This window comes from Skermanella sp., from assembly GCF_059503625.1.
Genome location: NZ_JCACHA010000969.1, coordinates 1 through 6,548 on the forward strand (window position 1 = coordinate 1; position 6,548 = coordinate 6,548).

Genomic DNA, 6,548 nt, shown 5'->3' on the forward strand with positions numbered 1-6,548 from the left:
GTGGCGACGCCGTAGGGGGCGAAGGCTTCGGCCGTCTTCAAGGCAACGCGGGGTGGATCGGTGATGACAACGCTCATTACAAAGTCTCCATCACATGCGGGAAAACGTTCTTATCTCTTGAAGTCATGATGCGATTCCTTTCTCCGACAGGTCGTCCACGCCGGCCATCATCTCGTCGCCCTGCTGGCTTGGCAGTGGCGGGGTGCCGTGGGTGTGGAAGCTCTCGATCGTCTTCAGCCCCCAGGCTTGGCCCTTCTTGCGCTCCTCCTCCGTCCAGGTGATCGGCTTCCAGTCGGGCGCCAGCACCAGCCGGGCGCCGGCGTTCGCCACCTCCACCCGGTTGCCGCCGGGTTCGTAGACGTAGAGGAAGAAGGTCTGCTGGACTGCATGCTTGTGCGGTCCTGTTTCGATAAAGACGCCGTTCTCGAGGAAGACGTCCGCTGCCCGCAGGATGTCCTCGCGGCTGTCGAGGGCGTAGGTGATGTGATGGAACCGGTTCTTGATGCCGTGCGCCTCCCGCGTGTAGGCGAAGTCGTAGCTCTTATTCGTGCAGGTCAGCCACATCCCCGCTTCGGTGCCATCGTTCAGCTCGATGCGCTCCGTCAGGCGGAAGCCCAGGTACTGCTGGAAGAACTCCCGGTTAGCCCGCACATCGACCGCCAGGCAGTTGAAGTGGTCGAGCCGGCGCACGTTGACGCCGCGTGCCGGATAGCGCTGCGCCTGGTTCTTCAACGCCGGTCGCAATTCCGGCGGCGCCTCGTACCATTCCGTCTCGTAGTAAAGCTCGATGAGGTGCCCGTCCGGATCGCGGAACTGAAAGGCCGGGCCGTGCCCGAGTTCGTTCTCGACCCAACCGACCTCGTACCCGGAGCCCTGAAGCGCCTTGACCCGACGCTCCAGGGACTGCGGGCTGCGCGCCCGGAAGGCGGCATGCCCGAGCCCTGAGGTGTTTGAACCCGTCAGCTTGAGCGAGTAGCGCTCGTAGTCGTCCCAGGCGCGCAGATAGACGGAATCTCCCTGTCGGCCGCTCTCGGTCATGCCGAGCACATCGACGAAGAAGCGCAGGCTTTCTTCCGGCTTGGGGGTAAGCAGCTCCAGATGGCCCAGATGGGCCACGTCCATGATCGGTTCTTCGTGCATAACGTTTCCTCAGGTGTTTCTGTGAGTGCCAGGATTTACCGTCCGCGTGCCTTCAAGGCAGCGTCCAGGCGCGGGTAAACGCGGCGCGCGTTGCCTTCGAAGACCTGGTGGCGGTCTTCCGAACTCAGGTTCTGCGTCGCCTCGATGTAGCGCTTGGTGTCGTCGTAGTTATGGCCGGTTTCAGGGTCGATGCCGCGCACGGCGCCGATCATTTCGCTGGCGAACAGGATGTTTTCGACGGGGATAACCTTGGTCAGCAGATCGATGCCGGGCTGGTGATACACGCAGGTATCGAAGTAGACGTTCCTGAGGATATGCTCGCGCAGCAACGGCTTCTTCAGCACCTGCGCAAGTCCGCGATAACGGCCCCAATGATAGGGTGCTGCGCCGCCGCCATGCGGAATCACGAAGCGCAGCGTCGGGAAGTCCTTGAACAGGTCGCCCTCGATCAATTGCATGACGGCGGTCGTGTCGGCGTTGATGTAGTGCGCTCCCGTCGTGTGGAAGCAGGCGTTGCAGCTCGTGGAGACGTGGATCATGGCGGGTATGTCGAATTCCACCATTTTCTCATAGATCGGGTACCAGTACGGGTCGGTGAGCGGCGGGCTTTTCCAGTGACCGCCGGATGGATCGGGATTAAGATTGATGCCGACGAACCCGTACTCCTTTACGCACTTCTCGAGTTCAGGAATGCAGGTCTTCGGATCGACGCCCGGGCTCTGCGGCAGCATGGCCGCGCCTATGAAGTTGTCCGGGAAGAGCTTCGAGACCCGATAGCAGAGTTCGTTGCAAATGGCAGCCCATTCTGAGGAGATCGCGAAGTCGCCGATGTGATGGGCCATGAAGCTTGCGCGCGGACTGAAGATGGTCAGATCGCTGCCCCGTTCTCTCATCTGCCGGAGCTGGTTGTTCTCGATAGTGTCGCGCAGTTCATCGTCGCTGATCTTCAGCTCGGACGCCTGCGGCCGCAACGAGGGATCGTTGATGCCGGCAATCTGGCGGTTGCGCCAGTCCTCCAGAGCCTTGGGTGCCGTCGTATAGTGGCCGTGACAGTCGATGATCATTGGAATAGCCCTTGCCAAGTGAATTCGGATATGTGGGTTGAAGCTACGCTCAGGAGCTCGCAGGAAGCGCGATCCGTGCTGCTAAGAAAGGCAGTGAGAAGGTTTTAATGTGCGGCAGCTTCCTTGCTGACCTCACCGGTGCGCCCAAGCTGCGTCAGCAGGATGGCGACCGCTGCGCAGACCGCCGGGACGGCAAGCATCGAAAGGATGGCGCTGAAGCCCCAGCCCAATCCCAGCAGAGCGCCGCCGACCGCTGAACCGAGAATGCTGCCGAAGCGCCCGACGCCGAGCATCCAGCTCACGCCGGTCGCACGGGCCACCGTGGGGTAGCAGCCCGGAGCGTAGGCGTTCAAACCGGTCGGCGCGCCGCTCATGCAGAACCCGGCGGAAAATATCAGCAGGGCCAGCGCCGAAGACAGTACGCTCAGCAGCGATAGTGCAAGAATGCACGCTCCGTCGCACAGGTAAGCCGCCCCGATCACGAAAGCTGGCCGCGCTCTGTCCATCGCCCAGCCGACGATGATCGCACCGATGGTGCCGCCGATCTGGAACATCGCAGTTACATTAGCCGCTGTCTCAATCGATAAGCCGGCGTCTTTCATGAGCGTGGGGAGCCAGCCTGTAAGAAGATAGATGACCAACAGGCCCATGAAGTACGTGATCCAAAGCGACAGTGTTGTCATGCCATAGCCAGGCGAAAACAGCACGCCGATGGGCTTGCGTGTTTGCAGTGGCGGCTCGTTCGAGACAAAAATCTCGGTACCGGAGAAGCGATGTCCGGTCACACGGCCCAGCGTCGCGGCGATTTTTCTGGACTCAGCCCCACACAGCGCCAGCAAGCGCGCGGACTCGGGCAGAAACAGGATCAGAATTGGAAGCAGCAGCAGCGGAACGGCGCCTCCGACAATCAGCACAGAGCGCCAGCCATGCAATGGAACCAAATACGCTGCAGCAAACCCAATCGCCGCCGAACCGAGGTTGAAGCCGGTGAACATGATCGTGATCATCAACGAGCGCCGCCGCTGAGGCGCGTATTCCGACAGCAGCGTCGAGGCGTTGGGCATGGCAGCACCCATGCCCATCCCGGCCAGCAGGCGCAGGATCGCCATCTCGGCGGGCGATGACGCGTATGCCGTCGCGAGGGTTAATGCGCCGAACAGGAATACGGAAACGACCAGGACGATCTTTCTCCCGAACCTGTCCGAAGAGGGTCCTGCCACCAGGGCGCCGATCACGAGACCGAAGGGAGCCGCACTGATCACGATGCCGAAAGCCGGCCTCGATATATCCCACTCCTGTAGTATTGAAGGAGTCACAAAGCCCATGATGGCCACGTCCATGCCATCGGCGACGACAACGAAGAAGCACATGGCGACTAGAAACCATTGAAATACCGAAATCCGTCGTTCATCAATAAATGACTTGATGTTAATTGTATTCATTGTATGTCCACCGATAATTGGATGAGCAGCATATGATGTGCTGTTCGGCATCGTTTCCCCTAACTTTCAAAAATATTTGTTTTTCTTGATGGTCAATTCGGCTGCCCGTCTTGTGCCTCATCCCAGGATGGTCAGCTGGGTTGACACAATTACTGAGGGCAACCCATCCCACATACCCACTGCTCCCCGGACAAGTCAGTTGGCTTTGATTGGCAAACCTTTATCTGCTGGATTTCTATGCCAATCCACGCCGAAGGTCTTATCGCTTTTTCCGACGCTGACATAACCGGTCGTTATAGGGTGATGCCGCACATTGCGAACTCGACATGGACTTTCAAATTCGGTTTCCCGCTACCGGCCCAACTTGCCCTTGCCGGCAAGGGACTGAATGTGACGATCACGCTGAGTTGGCTCGGCGCTTGGCCCTGGCACCGCCGTTTTTCGCGGCGAGATGACGACCATGGTGGCGAGATCGTGCTTGGCCACGGTCTGGTAAGGACCTGTACGCGCATTGAGGTCCTGCCGGAGCGGCGCGCCGTGAAATGATCAGCGCGGGCGAGGCATGAGGGCTGCCGGTCACCATATCTGACGGTCCTTCCCTCTGCCGGTTCTGCTGATATGGTTTCGTCTTCTGCTCGCCGCATCCTCCGTTCCCGTCAGTGGGACGCACTTGCCGACATCGAGGTGTTCATCTTCGCCACCGAAGCCGAACTGGAAGCGATGGATGCGGAGCGTGGGGGGTTCATCTCCGCGGTCGCAGACCGGATCGTGACCTGCGGCGACGCATGCTGGGCCTGGAAACGGAACTTGGCGCTTCAGTCCCTCCGGATTGTAGGTCGCCAGGTGGATGAATAGGACGATGGTGCAACATCATCCCAGCGTGAAAGCTTCGTGCACGGCCGACTGCACAGAGCCGCCGAGGACCGCGCCGCCACCTGCCACATAAATCCAGTCGCCGATCGTCACGGCGCCGACCGCATGGCGTGGTGTTGGCATCGGCGCATGATGTTGCCAAGTGTCACTGCCCGGATCATAGCTTTCCATCTGGCCAAATACCTTTGCCTGGCGCGGCACCCCGCCGGTGAGAATTCCGCCTTCTCCCCCCATGGTGAAGAGGCGGTTGCGGTAGACGACAAGGCCATGTCCCGAGCGAGCTGTTGGCAGAGGCGCCCGCGTCTCCCAAGTGTCTCGGTCCGGGAGGTAAATGTGATGAAGGTCGGTGTTGTACTCGAACGTGTTGAAACGACCACCGATGACGTGGATCACGCCAGCATGAGCGACGCACCCCACGTGATCCCGAGCCCCCGGCAACGCCTTTCGTGCCGACCAGCGATCCGTCTTCGGATCATAAACTTCGTGCCAGCCGACGCTTGCCCGTTCGCTGGCCGGTTCGGACGCGCCCCCGATCAGATGGATCGAGCCGTTCAGCACCACGGCCGCAGCTGCCCCGCGCGGTCGAGGCAGGGGCGCAAGGGATGTCCACTCGTTGGTTGCGACGTCGTAGACGTAAGCATTCGTGTCGGATCGGCGGTTCTGCTCAATGAACCCGCCGAACGCGTAGACACGGCCGGCGTCAGCCGCGACCGCGACATGGTTAGCGCCGCGTGGCAGAGCAGCCCCCTCATACCAGCGGTCGACTGTGGGGTTGTAGATATGGTGGTAGGCGCGATTGACGGCGCCCTCCCCATAGCCGCCAACGATATGCATTCGCTCCGCCGTAACGGCGGCCCACGCCATTTCGCTACGCGGGATCGGGAGCGCGGCGCGGCTGATCCAACGGCCGGGCGGACCGGCCGAAGCCGGGCTGTCAACGACGCGCTGCGCCTCCTGGTCCGGTGTCAGATGGTGCGGCATGCCACCTTGAAGGCGAGCATAGGGATCTGCGGCGGGTAGCAATTCGGGCAAAGCCGATTGCGCATAGGACGGCTGTCCCCGGACAGTACCAAGGGCGACGGCTCCGATACCTGCACCGAGGAATGTCCTGCGATCCATGACGTCTTCCCTGCCAGCCGATAGTCCTGCGACATGGTACCAGAGTGCTCCGGATGCTGAACCAACGATTGTTGGACACCGGCAGCATTGCGCAACCTTTCAGCAATACTATCGGGTCTGTTGGAGTGCCGGCTCCGGAAACGTCGAACGGCCACCGGTCGTCAGTTAGCGACCTGTGGACAAGCGCCAGCGGGCAATTGCGCAGTGAAGTCTCATGCGGTCGGTGGGCGACCACTGCTTCCTGGGGTGAAGAGGTGATTCTGTTGGAAGTTCAAGATCGTGAACAGTGTGACCGCCCCGTAGACACTCTGCGCCATGACAGGGACACTGGTCCGTTTGCTGACCCGATCCAATCCCCTGGAACTGCTGCGCGCCTTGATCGACGTTTTTGCCAACACCGTTGAGCCGGTTCGCCCAAGACGCCTGTATCCAGGACGCACAGGACCGCGCCTGTACGGCTATCACATGGCCTACAAGGACTTGGTCAGTTTCCCCGGTTGGTGGATGTGACGATCTGACGTGAGGGCTTCCCTTGATGAGGGTCGGCATGGTTGGCTAACGGCATGTCAGTTCCGCCGCTTCCAGACCTGGACGCCCTGTCCCTCGACGAGCTGAAGAAGCTGGTGGTTGAGCTTTTGGTCGAAGTGACAGCGCTGCGCGGGGAGAACCAGCAACTGCGCGCGGAGAGCGCTCGACTAAAGGATCTGCCGAAGAAACCGAAGCTGGCGCCGGGCGGCATGGACAAGGCAACGGAACCGGATAAACGGGCCAGGACCAAGGAAGCACGCCGGCAGCGGCGCAAACGGCAGAGTGGCCGGCGCACCCCGCCGGTGACCGAGGAGCGAACCCTGGTCATCGAGGCCCCGGCCGGCTCGCGGCGCCGCGGCTTCGAGCCCTTCACCGTGCAGGA

The 6,548-nt window shown here is 61.1% G+C and carries 8 protein-coding genes; 4 read left to right on the plus strand and 4 right to left on the minus strand.

Features of this window, described 5'->3' with window-relative positions; translation table 11 throughout:
• Positions 1–123: 123 nt before the first annotated feature.
• The 3 genes from AC5JJ6_RS35560 to AC5JJ6_RS35570 form a co-directional block, all read right to left on the minus strand.
• Entirely contained in the window at positions 124–1,140 is a 1,017-nt protein-coding gene (locus tag AC5JJ6_RS35560; protein ID WP_496046566.1) for a catechol 2,3-dioxygenase, read from the minus strand.
• A gap of 35 nt (positions 1,141–1,175) precedes the next feature.
• A complete protein-coding gene (locus AC5JJ6_RS35565) occupies positions 1,176–2,204 on the minus strand; it encodes an amidohydrolase family protein (protein ID WP_496046567.1) in 1,029 nt (342 codons plus the stop codon).
• A 104-nt stretch (positions 2,205–2,308) separates the two neighbouring features.
• Positions 2,309–3,646 carry an MFS transporter gene (locus AC5JJ6_RS35570; RefSeq protein WP_496046568.1) on the minus strand — a complete coding sequence of 446 codons (1,338 nt, stop codon included), beginning with the start codon at positions 3,644–3,646 and terminating at the stop codon, positions 2,309–2,311.
• Between the two features lie 237 nt (positions 3,647–3,883).
• On the opposite strand from AC5JJ6_RS35570, the gene AC5JJ6_RS35575 reads away from it, so the two are divergent.
• Both AC5JJ6_RS35575 and AC5JJ6_RS35580 read left to right on the plus strand, forming a co-directional pair.
• Complete coding sequence (locus tag AC5JJ6_RS35575) at positions 3,884–4,192, plus strand: hypothetical protein (RefSeq protein WP_496046569.1); 309 nt, start codon at positions 3,884–3,886, stop codon at positions 4,190–4,192.
• A gap of 72 nt (positions 4,193–4,264) precedes the next feature.
• Positions 4,265–4,501, plus strand: a complete 237-nt coding sequence (locus tag AC5JJ6_RS35580; RefSeq protein ID WP_496046570.1) for a hypothetical protein — start codon at positions 4,265–4,267, stop codon at positions 4,499–4,501.
• Between the two features lie 15 nt (positions 4,502–4,516).
• Here AC5JJ6_RS35580 and AC5JJ6_RS35585 read toward each other — a convergent pair whose 3' ends face one another.
• On the minus strand, positions 4,517–5,638 hold the full coding sequence (locus tag AC5JJ6_RS35585; protein WP_496046571.1) for a Kelch repeat-containing protein: 1,122 nt from the start codon (positions 5,636–5,638) through the stop codon (positions 4,517–4,519).
• A gap of 315 nt (positions 5,639–5,953) precedes the next feature.
• Here AC5JJ6_RS35585 and AC5JJ6_RS35590 point away from each other — a divergent pair, with 315 nt between their 5' ends.
• The gene (locus AC5JJ6_RS35590; RefSeq protein ID WP_496046572.1) at positions 5,954–6,148 is read left to right on the plus strand and encodes a hypothetical protein; all 195 of its coding nucleotides are present in this window, start codon (positions 5,954–5,956) and stop codon (positions 6,146–6,148) included.
• Positions 6,149–6,201: 53 nt separating this feature from the next.
• On the plus strand, positions 6,202–6,548 hold a 347-nt coding region (locus tag AC5JJ6_RS35595), incomplete at its 3' end, for a hypothetical protein (protein WP_496046573.1).

What these genes read in the sequence shown, in the direction of transcription:
- AC5JJ6_RS35590 (WP_496046572.1), top strand. Translation starts at nt 5,954, where the DNA reads ATGACAGGGACACTGGTCCGTTTGCTGACCCGATCCAATCCCCTGGAA.
- AC5JJ6_RS35585 (WP_496046571.1), bottom strand. Translation starts at nt 5,638, where the DNA reads ATGGATCGCAGGACATTCCTCGGTGCAGGTATCGGAGCCGTCGCCCTT.
- AC5JJ6_RS35560 (WP_496046566.1), bottom strand. Translation starts at nt 1,140, where the DNA reads ATGCACGAAGAACCGATCATGGACGTGGCCCATCTGGGCCATCTGGAG.
- AC5JJ6_RS35580 (WP_496046570.1), top strand. Translation starts at nt 4,265, where the DNA reads ATGGTTTCGTCTTCTGCTCGCCGCATCCTCCGTTCCCGTCAGTGGGAC.
- AC5JJ6_RS35575 (WP_496046569.1), top strand. Translation starts at nt 3,884, where the DNA reads ATGCCAATCCACGCCGAAGGTCTTATCGCTTTTTCCGACGCTGACATA.
- AC5JJ6_RS35565 (WP_496046567.1), bottom strand. Translation starts at nt 2,204, where the DNA reads ATGATCATCGACTGTCACGGCCACTATACGACGGCACCCAAGGCTCTG.
- AC5JJ6_RS35570 (WP_496046568.1), bottom strand. Translation starts at nt 3,646, where the DNA reads ATGAATACAATTAACATCAAGTCATTTATTGATGAACGACGGATTTCG.